We start from the raw sequence: 12,266 nt of genomic DNA on the forward strand, positions 1-12,266 counted from the left end.
CTGTTGAGAATTAACGGAGATTCATTGCCACAGAAGGGATTTGGGCCAGACCTACGATATGGTCAGCGGCCCCTATGGCGGCGGCGGCGCGGGGCATCCCGTAGACAACGCAGGAAGCCTGATCCTGCGCGATAGTCCTGCATCCGGTCTGGCGCATTTTGAGTAGTCCCTCAGCACCATCCCTCCCCATCCCCGTCAGAATGATACCGAGGGCATTGCGGCCGACTGAGGACGCCACAGACTCAAACAGAACGTCCACAGATGGAGAGTGCCCACCCACAGGCGGCCCCGACTTCAGATTGGTTATACAGAGCCCCCCTGCGATAGAGACCGTGCAATGCCGCCCACCTCCGGGGGCAATCCTCACCATACCCGGCGCAAGCGTCTCCCCGTCTTTAGCCTCTGCGATAGAAAGTGCGGGTATGGCCGCGTCCAGCCGGGACGCGAAACTGGCGGTGAACAGGGCTGGCATGTGCTGGCAAACGACAATAGGGGGAGAAGTGCCAGGGAGGCTGCTCAGGATACTCTCAAGTGCTTCCACCCCACCTGTGGAGGATCCAATTGCTACTACGCTGAAATTTGTCTGCCATGATGATCCGGACATCTGATGTCTGACCTGATGTGCCGCCGCCGAGGCTGCTACACAGGCCCCGTTGCGACGGCCGGGTGTCGAACGGGCAGCCTCACGAACCAGAGGAGCCAGCCCGGCAAACTGATCTGCACCAAGGGAAGACTGAGGCTTCGGGTAGCAGTCGAAAGCCCCCATCTGCAATGCTTTGATCGCAGTATTCGCCCCCCTGGTGGTAAGGCTTGAAACCATCACGACCGGGATCGGGCGCAGGCGCATGATTTTGTCAAGAAACTGAAGCCCGTTCATGCCGGGCATTTCCACGTCCAGCGTGATAACGTCAGGAGTGTCCTTGATGATAAGGTCACGGGCCTGCAAAGGATCTTCAGCCTCTCCAGTGACTTCCAGGTCAGAGTGCTGTTCCAGCGACCTCCGGATCAGAGCGCGAATGGTTTTGGAATCATCGACGATCAGGACTTTTATACGTCTCATCGGTTCACCTTATTTTCCGGTAAATTGTAGAAGAGACAGGCTCCAGTCCGCAGGACAAAGGATCGCCGATACGCTCCGAATGTCCGACATAGATGAACCCACCCGGATTGAGGCGGCTAGAGAGCCTCTCCCATAGTCGCGCCTTCGTCTTTGCATCGAAGTAAATCACGACGTTCCTGCAAAAAATTGCGTCAAACGCCCCTCTGAACGGCCACTCGCCATTAAGATTCATGGGGTTGAAGGTAGGAAGTGCGCGAATGTCACCTGAAAAAACGAGATGGTCATCAGAAGCAGGGAGGAGCCATTTCTTTTTCAGGGCTTCGGGAATGCCGTCAGTGTCTTGCCGCCTGTAAGAGCCAGACCGGGCGATCTTCACCATATCGGCGTTTATATCGGTCCCAAGGATCTTCACGTCGTATTGTGAAGCATCTAGGATGACATTCATGACCGACATCGCCATGGTCCACCCCTCTTGCCCGGAGGAACAGGCAGATGACCACACCCGGAAACGCTTTCCTTTGCGAATTGCGCCAGCAGCCGGGGCGATGACCTCAGCTTGCAGGTGATCAAAGTGCACCTTTTCCCGGAAAAAATTTGTGACGTTGGTTGTTATTGCGAAGACGAGCTTGGTCAGGATCTCGCTTCCTCCGGGTGACTCTGCGAGATTGAGGAGTTCGGCATAACTCTTACAGCCGTTCTCCCTCACAATCCGAGCAAGTCTGGACTCAACCAGGTCTCTTTTTGTGTCTTGAAGCCAAATGCCCGCCTCACGCATGGCGATATTCTGGACGCGCCGGAAGTCGGCATCCGAGTATAAAAGATTGTCTTCCATCTGAGTTTCTCAGAACTCCATGGATGACAGGCCGGCCGGCTTGCCCTTGACCTGGGCCGCAATGGCAGCCAGGTCAAGGACGCCGATCATTTCAGCTGCAGATTTCCCATCTTCACCCCCGAGCATGACAAGCCCGCTCAGGTCTGATTTGCCACCATCTGCGCTTATCGGCTGTACGGTCCGCGCAGCCATATCGAAGATCCTGACGACCTTATCGATCAACAGGCCAAAGACAATGATTTCCTGAGCATCATTAGGATCTGGGGTTTCCGCAATCACCACGTAACGATGGTCGAGATCCGGAGTAGGCTCAACATCCAGATACGTCCCCAGGTTCACGACAGGAATGATGTTCCCCCGAAGGTTTATGGCCCCCTCTACATAGCGCGGGCTATGCGGGATTGTCGTCGGCCGCTCGTATTCGATGATCGTACTGACCTGGAGGATGGGCACGCAATACTGGGACAGCCCGACTGCAAGGATAATCCCCTGCTCACTCCCGTTGAGAGAAATATCATTATCAGACTGCTCGGGATTAGAAGGGGGCAACTCGCTCATTTTCAGGACCTTATACATTTTATCAGCGCTATGAACGGAATCAGGCCGCGCGCTTTTTAGACGCCGGGTTAGAGCGCGTGTCGAGACGGCGCGTCACAGTCGACACGATCGATGGCACATCAATGATCAAGGCCACACTGCCATCACCAAGGATAGTCGCTGCAGAGACACCGGCCACATCTTTGTAGTTTTTATCGAGGCTCTTGATAACAACCTGTGCCTGCTGGTGAATGCTGTCGACCACGATGGCAGCCTTAGCGCCGGATTCATTCTCCACGACGAGAATATCCTTCCCCAGAAGGTCATAACCGGCCAGGCCTGCCGGATCATGGAGACCCAGTTCATCCCCAAGGACCACAAGAGGGAGGAAATCCCCTCGGAGGGCTACTGCCATCCCGCCGTTTGGTAATCTGTTAATCCGCGTTTCCGGATAGATTTTCATCGTTTCGACTGTCGAGGCCAGCGGGACCACCATGCGGTTACCGCGACATTCAACGAACATGCCATCCATGACCGCCAGGGTCAGTGGAAGGCTAAGATCAAAGGTTGTTCCCACGCCTTCCTCACTCTTAATCGAAACTCTGCCGCCCAGGGCCTGGATCGCCTGCTTCACCACGTCCATCCCCACGCCACGCCCAGAAAGATCAGAAATGGTCGCAGCCGTGGAAAATCCGGGCGCAAAAATAAGCTCGTTGATCTCATCGTCGCTCAGGGCTGCATCCAACGAGACGATGCCCTTCTCTTTGGCAATCTGCAGAACTCTTTGTTTATTGATCCCGCCGCCATCGTCCTTGATCGAAATCACAATGCGGCCAGATCGATGGCCAGCAGAGAGAATGATTTTTCCTTCTTTCGGCTTGCCATTGGCCAGCCTTTTTTCGGTGCTTTCGACGCCATGATCTACAGCGTTACGAAGCATATGCGTCAAGGGATCGGTGAGCTGCTCAACAATGGTGCGATCGACTTCGGTGTTCTCGCCTTCCAACTCCAGAATGATGCTTTTCTTCGCGATCTGGCTGGCCTCGCGAACCACCCGCTGCATTCTCTGGAAAACGCTTTTGACGGGCTGAGCTCTTAACCCCATCACTGAGTCCTGAATATCTCTCGTGAGGCTCTTAATCCCACCGAGGCACTGCTTGACTTCATCCTCTCGCGCCTGCCCATGGGGCATTGAGCACGCCGCTTCCATCGAAGACATGGCGATTACCATCTCTCCTACGAGATCCATCAAGCCATCGATACGTGGGAGATCCACGCGAATAGTAGCGTCCTGAGGTCTGCGCGGCGCGCGAGCCTTCTGCGCCTCCCGGACAGGAATGGGCGTGACTGATGCTGGGGCGGGCGGCGGAGGCGCAGGTTTGGCTGGTTCATTCTGGACTGTAGGCGCTTCCTCAGTCGCAGCACTCTCTTCGCCTGCGGGCGGCGCCCCGCCACCTTCTGGCCCATCACCACCAATACGGGAGATTGTCATCTCGCAGGCATCCCCGGTCCAGTCGAACACCTCCGTTATAGCTTCATCTGTCACGGAGCCTGGCAGAGTTACACTCCAGGAGAGATAAGACTTCTCAACATCAAGATCGGCCAATGGTGGCAGAGCGCTCTTGTCACATTCCACTAGGAAAACTTCATCTTCCGCGTTGAGTGCCTTCAGAGCTGAAAGGATGTTTCTCGGGTCGTCAGCGCGCCGGTACAGATCATCAAGGGGACGAAAACCAACAATGACCAACCCACTACTGTCTGGGGTGAGTTCCAGATCATCCTCTAAGTCGAACCCCTCAAAGGCCATGGGCGTGAAATCAGCCGGAGCAGGACTGGCACCGATCTCTGAGGGGCCGCTTCCACCGCCCATTTCAATGACCGACAACAAGCTCTTCTCATGATTTGCAATACGATCGTCCGGGACATGCTCCCCGCTACCGTCGGCCTCACTCACCAGGTCGCTGAGCACGTCCATGGATTGGATGAAGGTCCGCACGATCTCGGAGGTTGGCTCGACAGTCTTTGAACGAAGACAATCCAGCGCACTCTCAAAAGTATGGGCGAACCGGACCAGACGCTCCAGCCCGAAGGAAGCCGCACCCCCTTTGATGGAATGAACCGCACGGAAAACTGCGTTCACTGTTTCAGGATCATAATCGCCGCTATCAAGACTGGACAGGCCACTCTCAAGAACCGGCAACTGCTCCTGACATTCCTGGAAGAAGATCTGAAGGATTTCGTCGTTGACTGATGCCATGTCAGTTACCTCAAGCGGTCACGCGCCGGATGGCGCCAATCAAAGACTGGGGATTGAATGGCTTCACGATCCACCCAGTCGCGCCCGCCTCTCTGGCTCTTTTCTTCTTTTCCGGATCGACCTCGGTCGTCAGGCAGATCATCGGAATACGCCGGAAACGATCGTCCTTCCTTACGGCTTCAATGAACCCGAAGCCATCCATCCTGGGCATATTGATATCGGTGATAATAGCCGAGGGGATGCTCTTGGTTGCTTCCAGAACATGCAGTCCGTCGACGCCATCTTCCCCCTGGATCACTTCATACCCAGCCGCTTCCAGTGTATTTCGCAGCATCATCTGCATAGTTCTGGAATCGTCCACGGTCAGGACACAAGTCTTCGGAGCGTCGGCTGCTGTCGGCGAGGCAGATACCCCACCTTGAACGGTTGCGCTATCAGGCATCTTTTATGCCTCCCCAGTTGCAGGAGAAGCAGGAGCAAGTATCTCCTGAACTCCAAATAACGATAAGAACTCTTCGGCCTTTGTCGACGGATTGATAATTTTTGCCTTGCTGGCCAATATGACCTGCAGGCAGAGACCACCAAGGGTCTCAACCTCAGAAGCATCGAGAAGGACTTCGCGCCCTCCGACACCCTCTCTCACAATCATGTCTCGCAGGCCGGACGCAGCGTCCCCGACAAGTTGAGCGGGCAATTTAATGGTGCCGCCAGACATCAAAATTCCTTCCATTCCGGGTCATCCTCGGACGTTGTGGGGAGCACTCGCCCGGCCTGTTCAACGACACCGCGATGCTCTGTCATCGTTGCGCGGTCGTTCTTTTTGGCTGGCTGCTCGACCGCTAAACCAGGAATGGCTTTCATGAATTCACGTGGAATGCTGAAGTTGCTCAGTGTCCTGCGGAGTTGCTGAGCAGTTTGGGTTAATTGATGGCTGACTGCCGTTGATTCTTCGACCATTGCAGCATTCTGCTGCGTCATCCCATCCATACCGACGATGGACGAGGACACCGCCTGCAAGCTTTCAGCCTGGCTGTTGGTCGAAGTCGCGACCGTATCGATCCGTCCTGCGACGTCATCTGTGGTCTCACGAACATCACGCAACAGGTCCGCTGTGAGCTTCACTGTATCCACGCCGACCTGGACCTGAATGGAGGAACTTGCCAGCTTCTTCTCAATGTCCCCTGCAGCATCAGAGGACTGCGTTGCCAGGGCCTTAACCTCACGGGCAACAACCGAGAACCCGCGACCCGCATCACCTGCGCGGGCGGCTTCAATGCTGGCGTTGAAGGATAGGAGTTCCGTACGTGCAGCAATATCTTTCACAAGGCTGATAATGCTGGAGATATCCGTCGAAGTGGACTGGATAGCCGTCATGGCTTCCGTGACCCTGTCCATCCCTTCAGAAGCGTCTTTTACCTTTCCAAGAGCACCCTTTGCCCCGGCGCTAACCTTCGTGCAGGACGCGGCCGTCGCCAGAACCCCTTTTGAAACCTCTGTGACGGAAGCGGAGATGCTTGTGAGGCTGCTCGCCTGCTTCTCTGTACGGGAAGCCAGATCGTCAGAAGCCGTAGAGATCTCTCTCGACCCTTCCGCAATCATAGTGGCACTAGCCAGAACCTGCCCAAGAGCTCCCCCCAGCTTGTCCAGGGAAGAATTGAAAGCCACTTGCAGGGGTTTGAACTCATCAGAGAATCTCTGCCCACGTATCCTTATGGAAAGATCCCCAGAAGCAAGCTTCCGCAGGGCATCGCCCACTTCACTGACAGCCTCATGACTTTCGCGGTCCCTTGCCTCCAGCTTCTCCTTGGATTCCTTTTCTCTGAGCGCGGCAGCCGCGGATCTTTTCTCAGCCTCTTTCTGCTCACGGTTGCTGTCAGCAAAGGCCACAAGATTTTTAGCCAGACGGCCCGCGCAATCCTCATTTTCGATATAGGGAACTTCCTCGAAAGTCTCCCCTCGCCTCAGCCTTTCTCCCAGATCAGCAATTTTCTCCAGGGGAGCAACTACCAGCTTGATGATCCCCCACCATGAGAACTGCACAATGATCTGCCCGACCAGCAACGCCGCAATATTGATGGCGAACATGTGACCAATCTTCTCATGAAGAAGGTAACCGGACACCTCAATGACAAGTTGGGCGATAAGGTATATCTGTAGCGTGAGCATGGCCGCTCGGATTTTGGTCCGGGCAGGAGCCACTGTGGTAAGCCAATTAAGCATCTGGAGAAGTATCCTTCTACACCCTGCGGCTGCATATGTTGATCGGACAGGCTGTAAGCCTGAAGCACCACAAGGTTAGTGAACGGATTTCACCTAATGAAGACAAAAGATGTAAGAGGATTTACTACTTAAATTTATCCTTTAAAGTATTGAGGAAAATGGAAAACATCTTTCCATACCCATCACTCGCAAGGAATGTTAAGACATTTTCCGGAGCAGAAGAGACGAGTTTCGGCATGAGAAAAACTATCACAGGCACTTCCTCAAACATCATTTCATCAGAAACGTCCATTGCATTGGGGATCATTAGGCCGATCCCCAATGCAGGGAATCAATGGAAGATGAGTGACGGAAATGGCGTTGTCACAGTTTCATTCGATGACAAGGATAACGGTGACTTTCTCACCTCACTACGCACTTCCTTAGCATCAGGCTGCGCGCCGATTGCCAAGGAGGGAGATATCCTGCTTTGCATAGCCCGACAGACACAGCACATCGATACCGACAAAACCCCGCACACTTTGACCAAAACAATCGCCATCACCAAGGTGACCGCAATCAGCAAGCGCATGATCCTGGGAAAATAAATCTTTACGAAATATTTTGAGAGTCCCTTGCATCATACTGTCCTATTATCCGTTGGTAATATTTCGTCAGAGGACCGTTCAGGATGCCTTCCGCTCCGACCCCAATCGCAGCTTCCTCAGAAGCATTTAAAGACGTGTTTCGCCGCAACGCCGGCATCAGTCTCGATGACCTGATGTCCGCTCATCCGCGAGTGAACCTCATAGCACAACGTGTAGACCGCATTGCGCCTGAGTTGTCCGACGATGTCTTTCAGCAGGTCGCTCAGCAGATCATGTCTATTTCAGGCCTGAAGCCAGACAACAAGCCGCATAATGATTACCGTCTGGCTCTTCTGCAGTATGCCGCAGCGGACCCGCGCTGGCACATAGGGAACGGAGGGGTGATCCTCTCTTCTAACCGCGAGCATGATTTTGAGATGGATGTCATCGCCCATCGGGATGGGTATGCGTTCGCAGCCTCAAGAGACAACCAGCCACTGGAAATGGTGCACGCGATTGACATTGGTGAGGCCGTCAAGGGCGTTCGCACCATTCACCTGCAGCAGAGGCTGGAAATAAAGCCTCACCCCACCGCGCCAGCACTTGAGATTTCTGATGATCCGGAGATGGAAGTGCCGGAGGTTTCTGAGGACTACGACCCCCCGTCCCCCTAAAGGCTTGCCTAGAGGGGTGCAGGGCTTTGGTGACTTGTCGCCTCTCCGCCTGAAGTCGCGTAACCTTCTGAGGGCGCTTACGCCGCGGCCTCTCGTTTGATGATCTCTGCCTCTGTGACAATAGAGGTCCCTGGTTTGCTGACGGCTATTTCCGCCGCAACTTCAGCGTGCCGACAGGCAGCCTCCAGATCCAGGCCTCTGGCCAGCCCTGCTGCGACCGCCGCAACGACCGTATCTCCAGCCCCGGACACATCTGAGACCGACACCGGCCGGGACGTGATGAGCATCGTTTTCAAACCATTCTCTTTGTCACAAAGCAGCATGCCCTTCTCAGATCTCGTCAACAGAACCGAGCATTCGTATCGTTCTGCAACGTCCTGCGCGACAGTGCTCGCCTCTTCATTGCTCCCAACACTTTTTCCTGTGGCCAACTGGATTTCCGCGACATTGGGCGTGATCAACGTCGCCCCTTTATAGGCACGAAAATCCTTACGTTTGGGGTCGACGATGACGGGGATGCCATCTTCACCACAAAACCGGGCGTTTTCAACGGCCTTCCTGACCAGATCCTCTGTCACCACGCCTTTAGCGTAATCAGAAAAAACAACCGCGTCGAAAGGGTGGCCGCCAATACTTTCGGGCCTTAGCATTTTCCGGACCAGTCTTAAAAACGTATGGGCATGATGCTCCCACACATCCGACGCTATTTCCCGATCAACCCGTGCGACCTGATGCGCCCCAGCCATAATCCTCGTTTTTGAAGTCGTTGGTCGCTGCGAGTCAGCCTCGATATTGCTGGTATCAATATGGGGAGAAAGAAGCAAAGACAGCAGGAGCTCCCCCTCCGCATCTTCACCGATCACACCAACCAGCGTCACATCACATCCCATGGCGACAAGGTTAAGAGCGACGTTGGCAGCCCCACCAGGTCGATCCTCATTACTCTGATAAAGTATGACCGGCACGGGCGCCTCCGGAGAAAGCCTTGATGCTGTGCCCGTGATGTATCGATCCAGCATCAGGTCGCCAATGACCAAAACGGAAGGTCTTTTGTCCACGGCTTTGTCCTTCTATGGGGCTACGTCAGAACAGAAGAAAGTGTCATTCGGGCGATCTGAAGGTAGATCGGCCATTCTAGGATTTTTTCCCAATCACTTAGCTCCCAATTCGGACGATTACCAAAGCGGTTTATGCACAATGCAATCGCGGCCTTCTCGACCATCCACTTCCGGTTCGGGTCAACGGGGTTTTGTGACTGAATATCCTTTTCCACCTGTAGGAATATGGTGTTCAGCAAACAAGCAGCCCGGCTACCGTTAAGCATCGATCCCGCGAGATTGATGTCCCCTTGGAGGTTCAGTGCATCGTCCCCTCCAAGTAGATATGCCTCGCATATAGCTTCGCAAATGTCGGCAGAGAACTTGAAATCACGAGCACGGAGCCGGTTTAAACCCGAAGCGTCAAGGCAAGCGCAACGATATGAATAAAGAGAGGCAATTTTATCTGAAGGATAAGCTTCCCCTTTTTGGGACGTCCATATGCAGGAGGCTGCGTCCCAGTGCATTACTTCTGGCTTCTCAGCGCCCACTTCTTTTCTGAAGAGGAGATGTTCACCTGAATCGTCTGGGAAAAGCGGGAAGCCTACCTTCTCCCCGTTCGGCCAGTCCGCCGGGAAAACCTCACTCATCGTTCATCCTCCTCTGGGTTTTTGTGCCCAATGTAGACAATATGACGTACCCAGCCCTTTTTGTAGGTATCCTCAAGGATAGTATCGAGGGTGTGTCCATCCAGCACCTCGAACAAGGCGGTAGACATAGATTGCTCTGCCAGCGTTCGAGCAAGGCTCCTCTTGCAACGAATTAACTGCGAGGCGGAGAGTTTGAAACCCCCGTAACCCGATCTGTCGAAATCGGAGGATGTCGCTTCAACTCTCCCCTCCGGCGAAATAAGCATCACCACGACCCCGCACACGCCAGGCGGCCCCTCGGCATAAGCGGTGGTATCTGCTTTCCGGTTAAACACTCTCACGCCCCTCTGTCTCAAGCTGAACTGAATTTTCCAGGGCATCCACCTCGCTGTCGGCGTCTTCTTCCGTGAGGATCATCACATCAGGAAGGGAGACTATGGCGAGGGTGTTTCCTTCGACATTTTTCCTGAGCTGGCGGAGTGTCCGATAGCGTCTGGCATCGCGCCCGTCTATCGTTTCTGCAACACGCCCTGCGCAAGCCGTCTCAGCCTGAATATGCTCTTCCACGGCTTTGTCGCGGATTTCATCATACAGTCTGGTCGCCGCGGCCCATGCCGCCTCAGGACCTCTTACACCTTTGACCAAAGTTCTCTGAAGTTCAGTTTCGATCTCTTCGCGGGATCTGGTCATGCGACTGCACCATCTGGAAGTCGCTCTGTTCCCGGCAGGAAATATAAGCGATGCATGCAAAAATCTCCTCCATAGTAGCTGGTGCTGTTCACCATGTTTTTCCTTTCCAGCGCGCTCAGACAGGTGCTGACAACCCCGACCGGCTTTGTGCCGTCCAGATGCAGCTTAACGGCCATAGCACTGACTGGCTCACCAGCAGAATGAACCATGCATTTTGTCAGCGCAGAAAGGACCTTGGATTGCAGGTCCGTCGCCCCTCCCTGCGCCTTAGGTTTGCTCTTGCGGGCAGACGCGTGCGCATTGCCAGCGCTCACACCTTCAGGCGCATCGCCACCATGGAAAGGAAGAGAGGGCTGCTCAGGCATCGCCCTTCTCGCTGCTTTCGCCCATCTGCTCCAGAGGCTTCTTCACCTTAGGCGCCAGCAACTCCAGCCTTCGGATTTCGTCATCCTTCATAGCAATGATGGCGAGATGATCCTCATGATAGACAAGCAGGCTTTCCGTCTCCCCGTCCTGCAGCGGGTCGCTACGCTCAAGGGAAGAGAGTCGCACACCATCAGGACCGGTAATTTCCCGTGCTACAGGCGGAGCCTCTTCAGAAAGGGGACCTTGCCGACGGATCTTGGCGTTACCGTCCGGATGTTGTGACAAGACCTCCGCTTGCACCATCAGGCGGCACATAGCTTCCTGATGTTCCGCGAAGCGTCTGTCGTCGATGACACTCATTAGGGAATTCCTTATGAAGTTCAATTTTTGTAAAAAGCTTCTCGGGATTAAAAGACAAATCCTCCCCCGCGAGCTTAAGAGACTGACCAGCTAAACTTCATGGCAAGGTTATGCCGGCGATTGAGCGATCAGAACATACCACGCTATGGATTGGTGTGGCCGTACCTTTTCCCCTGCTGCCATCTATTCGTCGGTTTCTGGTAGAGATTCATACAGCTTTGGCAGCCCGGCGACTTCCTGAGGAAGCACATCCTCAGGCTGAGTATGCCTGCAGGTAAATCCACAATCGTTAATGGCACCATCAATTTCCAGAACCCATTCATTGGTGCTGGGCCGAAAGAAGATTGCTGCATCAACGGGAAAATATTTCTGTTCCAAATCCGGTTTTCGCGGCAAACCGTCACGCACCTTGCGTTGCAGTCTGAGGATCTCGCTGTCCTTCTCAGCAATAGTGGCGCGAAGATCATCTTGTGCGGAGAGAAGACTTAAGGAATCCCATTCCTTGAGAGCGATAATTGCAAGATGATCCTCCTGTCGGACAAGAAGACTCTCACTCTCACCGTCCGCCAGTAGTTCACAATGTTCGAGAGGTGAGCACCGCACGCCTCCAGGCCCGGTGATTTCTCGCGCCACAGGCCGCGCCTGATCGAACTCGACAGGCATCCCGATCTCTTGAACACCCTTCACCAAACCTTCATTAGTGAGAGCCGAAGCCATGATGTGGCGCCTTAAAGTCATGACCGCATCATTCACAAGAGGCCATTTTAAGAAATAACCGGCAATCTTCCCAGACATGGTAAACCTCACTCATATGCGCCTCAAGGCGCATTGATATTCCCCGCCTTGAAGGACGCGGTTTTGTGGCGCATTTGGTGAGGCATAATTCTACTATATGCCAATCAAAATCAAGGATAACGTAGGCTTATGCAAATCTCACAAGATTAATCGTCACCGCCAATGCCCTGACGGGGGCAGAGGCTGGTAAATGCGATGCACCTTTTCACATACGGGATAACA

15 protein-coding genes are annotated in these 12,266 nt (G+C 54.1%); 2 read left to right on the forward strand and 13 right to left on the reverse strand.

Annotated elements, in window-relative coordinates; all coding sequences use genetic code 11:
- Window positions 1-10: 10 nt before the first annotated feature.
- From AD930_RS10720 to AD930_RS10750, 7 genes are read right to left on the reverse strand one after another with little or no spacing between them, the layout of a single operon-like run.
- The gene (locus AD930_RS10720; protein WP_061506219.1) at window positions 11-1,060 is read right to left on the reverse strand and encodes a protein-glutamate methylesterase/protein-glutamine glutaminase; all 1,050 of its coding nucleotides are present in this window, start codon (window positions 1,058-1,060) and stop codon (window positions 11-13) included.
- A 4-nt stretch (window positions 1,061-1,064) separates the two neighbouring features.
- Window positions 1,065-1,892, reverse strand: a complete 828-nt coding sequence (locus tag AD930_RS10725; RefSeq protein WP_061506220.1) for a CheR family methyltransferase — start codon at window positions 1,890-1,892, stop codon at window positions 1,065-1,067.
- Between the two features lie 9 nt (window positions 1,893-1,901).
- Window positions 1,902-2,450, reverse strand: coding sequence for a chemotaxis protein CheW (locus AD930_RS10730; protein WP_157763166.1), 549 nt, complete (start codon window positions 2,448-2,450; stop codon window positions 1,902-1,904).
- A 40-nt stretch (window positions 2,451-2,490) separates the two neighbouring features.
- Complete coding sequence (locus AD930_RS10735; protein WP_061506222.1) at window positions 2,491-4,686, reverse strand: chemotaxis protein CheA; 2,196 nt, start codon at window positions 4,684-4,686, stop codon at window positions 2,491-2,493.
- Window positions 4,687-4,696: 10 nt separating this feature from the next.
- Window positions 4,697-5,128 carry a response regulator gene (locus AD930_RS10740; RefSeq protein ID WP_082781839.1) on the reverse strand — a complete coding sequence of 144 codons (432 nt, stop codon included), beginning with the start codon at window positions 5,126-5,128 and terminating at the stop codon, window positions 4,697-4,699.
- 3 nt (window positions 5,129-5,131) lie between these two features.
- The gene (locus tag AD930_RS10745) at window positions 5,132-5,401 is read right to left on the reverse strand and encodes an STAS domain-containing protein (RefSeq protein ID WP_061506224.1); all 270 of its coding nucleotides are present in this window, start codon (window positions 5,399-5,401) and stop codon (window positions 5,132-5,134) included.
- Window positions 5,401-6,906, reverse strand: coding sequence for a methyl-accepting chemotaxis protein (locus tag AD930_RS10750; protein ID WP_061506225.1), 1,506 nt, complete (start codon window positions 6,904-6,906; stop codon window positions 5,401-5,403). Before AD930_RS10750 ends, AD930_RS10745 begins: the two co-directional genes overlap by 1 nt.
- 158 nt (window positions 6,907-7,064) lie before the next feature.
- Between AD930_RS10750 and AD930_RS10755 the strand changes: the two genes are divergently transcribed.
- Window positions 7,065-7,493, forward strand: a complete 429-nt coding sequence (locus AD930_RS10755; RefSeq protein WP_156476987.1) for a hypothetical protein — start codon at window positions 7,065-7,067, stop codon at window positions 7,491-7,493.
- Window positions 7,494-7,576: 83 nt separating this feature from the next.
- A complete protein-coding gene (locus AD930_RS10760) occupies window positions 7,577-8,146 on the forward strand; it encodes a hypothetical protein (protein ID WP_061506227.1) in 570 nt (189 codons plus the stop codon).
- A gap of 77 nt (window positions 8,147-8,223) precedes the next feature.
- Here AD930_RS10760 and AD930_RS10765 read toward each other — a convergent pair whose 3' ends face one another.
- The 6 genes from AD930_RS10765 to AD930_RS10795 all read right to left on the reverse strand — a co-directional run bounded on the left by AD930_RS10765 (window position 8,224) and on the right by AD930_RS10795 (window position 12,044).
- Window positions 8,224-9,204 (reverse strand): bifunctional heptose 7-phosphate kinase/heptose 1-phosphate adenyltransferase, encoded by a 981-nt coding sequence (locus AD930_RS10765; protein ID WP_061506228.1) that lies wholly within the window; start codon window positions 9,202-9,204, stop codon window positions 8,224-8,226.
- 20 nt (window positions 9,205-9,224) lie between these two features.
- On the reverse strand, window positions 9,225-9,833 hold the full coding sequence (locus tag AD930_RS10770) for a hypothetical protein (RefSeq protein WP_061506229.1): 609 nt from the start codon (window positions 9,831-9,833) through the stop codon (window positions 9,225-9,227).
- 327 nt (window positions 9,834-10,160) lie between these two features.
- The gene (locus AD930_RS10780) at window positions 10,161-10,523 is read right to left on the reverse strand and encodes a hypothetical protein (protein WP_061506231.1); all 363 of its coding nucleotides are present in this window, start codon (window positions 10,521-10,523) and stop codon (window positions 10,161-10,163) included.
- Window positions 10,520-10,888, reverse strand: coding sequence for a hypothetical protein (locus AD930_RS10785; protein WP_061506232.1), 369 nt, complete (start codon window positions 10,886-10,888; stop codon window positions 10,520-10,522). The genes AD930_RS10780 and AD930_RS10785 overlap by 4 nt, the downstream gene beginning before the upstream one ends.
- Window positions 10,881-11,249: a hypothetical protein gene (locus AD930_RS10790; RefSeq protein ID WP_061506233.1), complete on the reverse strand. Its 369-nt coding sequence runs from the start codon at window positions 11,247-11,249 to the stop codon at window positions 10,881-10,883. Before AD930_RS10790 ends, AD930_RS10785 begins: the two co-directional genes overlap by 8 nt.
- Before the next feature lie 183 nt (window positions 11,250-11,432).
- Window positions 11,433-12,044 carry a hypothetical protein gene (locus AD930_RS10795; protein ID WP_061506234.1) on the reverse strand — a complete coding sequence of 204 codons (612 nt, stop codon included), beginning with the start codon at window positions 12,042-12,044 and terminating at the stop codon, window positions 11,433-11,435.
- Window positions 12,045-12,266 lie beyond the last annotated feature (222 nt).

The organism is Acetobacter malorum (assembly GCF_001580615.1).
In the GTDB taxonomy this organism is placed as follows: domain Bacteria; phylum Pseudomonadota; class Alphaproteobacteria; order Acetobacterales; family Acetobacteraceae; genus Acetobacter; species Acetobacter malorum.

What these genes read in the sequence shown, in the direction of transcription:
- AD930_RS10720 (WP_061506219.1), bottom strand. Translation starts at nt 1,060, where the DNA reads ATGAGACGTATAAAAGTCCTGATCGTCGATGATTCCAAAACCATTCGC.
- AD930_RS10725 (WP_061506220.1), bottom strand. Translation starts at nt 1,892, where the DNA reads ATGGAAGACAATCTTTTATACTCGGATGCCGACTTCCGGCGCGTCCAG.
- AD930_RS10730 (WP_157763166.1), bottom strand. Translation starts at nt 2,450, where the DNA reads ATGAGCGAGTTGCCCCCTTCTAATCCCGAGCAGTCTGATAATGATATT.
- AD930_RS10735 (WP_061506222.1), bottom strand. Translation starts at nt 4,686, where the DNA reads ATGGCATCAGTCAACGACGAAATCCTTCAGATCTTCTTCCAGGAATGT.
- AD930_RS10740 (WP_082781839.1), bottom strand. Translation starts at nt 5,128, where the DNA reads ATGCCTGATAGCGCAACCGTTCAAGGTGGGGTATCTGCCTCGCCGACA.
- AD930_RS10745 (WP_061506224.1), bottom strand. Translation starts at nt 5,401, where the DNA reads ATGTCTGGCGGCACCATTAAATTGCCCGCTCAACTTGTCGGGGACGCT.
- AD930_RS10750 (WP_061506225.1), bottom strand. Translation starts at nt 6,906, where the DNA reads ATGCTTAATTGGCTTACCACAGTGGCTCCTGCCCGGACCAAAATCCGA.
- AD930_RS10755 (WP_156476987.1), top strand. Translation starts at nt 7,065, where the DNA reads ATGGAAAACATCTTTCCATACCCATCACTCGCAAGGAATGTTAAGACA.
- AD930_RS10760 (WP_061506227.1), top strand. Translation starts at nt 7,577, where the DNA reads ATGCCTTCCGCTCCGACCCCAATCGCAGCTTCCTCAGAAGCATTTAAA.
- AD930_RS10770 (WP_061506229.1), bottom strand. Translation starts at nt 9,833, where the DNA reads ATGAGTGAGGTTTTCCCGGCGGACTGGCCGAACGGGGAGAAGGTAGGC.
- AD930_RS10780 (WP_061506231.1), bottom strand. Translation starts at nt 10,523, where the DNA reads ATGACCAGATCCCGCGAAGAGATCGAAACTGAACTTCAGAGAACTTTG.
- AD930_RS10785 (WP_061506232.1), bottom strand. Translation starts at nt 10,888, where the DNA reads ATGCCTGAGCAGCCCTCTCTTCCTTTCCATGGTGGCGATGCGCCTGAA.
- AD930_RS10790 (WP_061506233.1), bottom strand. Translation starts at nt 11,249, where the DNA reads ATGAGTGTCATCGACGACAGACGCTTCGCGGAACATCAGGAAGCTATG.
- AD930_RS10795 (WP_061506234.1), bottom strand. Translation starts at nt 12,044, where the DNA reads ATGTCTGGGAAGATTGCCGGTTATTTCTTAAAATGGCCTCTTGTGAAT.